The following is a 523-nucleotide window of genomic DNA, read 5'->3' as shown; positions in this document are numbered from 1 at the left end:
CAACTTCAACGTACGGCAGGTCGATTTTTTTCCAGGTGATAACTTTCGCTTCTTCTTCGTCCGCGTAAGAGATCATGATGATCGGACCTTTACCGAATTCTTCACCTTCCTTGTACAGGGTTTCGATGTCGAACGCCAGCAGTTTCAGTTCTTCGTCACCTTCCATCGGGATCAGACCTTTGTCGATCAGGTAACGTTTCGCGAACGGGATGTCGTATTCGAAGATGTCAACAACCGCAGAGTGTTCACGGATTTTTTCACGGATGGTCGGAACGTCCTGCGGGTGTTCGAAGTACAGACGCCAAACGGTGATCGGACGACCCAGGAATTTTTTTTCAACTTTTTCCGCGTCAACGATACGAACGATTTTACCGTGACGTTCCGCGGTGATTTTTTTAACTTCTTCGATTTTAGAGTCGTCTTTCAGCAGCGCGTAGATGTACGGACGGAAGGTACGGTCGTGTTCGATTTTGAATTCACCGTTTTCTTTTTTGAACAGACGGATAACCGGTTTACCTTCTTC

1 protein-coding gene is annotated in these 523 nt (G+C 46.8%); it reads right to left on the bottom strand.

All coding sequences use genetic code 11. The features are described from left to right. Positions 1–523, bottom strand: a 523-nt coding sequence (locus SB771_RS33450) for a 3'-5' exonuclease (RefSeq protein WP_410721846.1), incomplete at both ends; no start/stop codon positions are given.

This window comes from Burkholderia sp. SIMBA_051, assembly GCF_046534915.1.
Taxonomy (GTDB): domain Bacteria; phylum Pseudomonadota; class Gammaproteobacteria; order Burkholderiales; family Burkholderiaceae; genus Burkholderia; species Burkholderia ambifaria.
The sequence above is the reverse complement of the archived record's forward strand: the minus strand, read 5'-3'. Positions and strand labels throughout refer to the sequence as shown.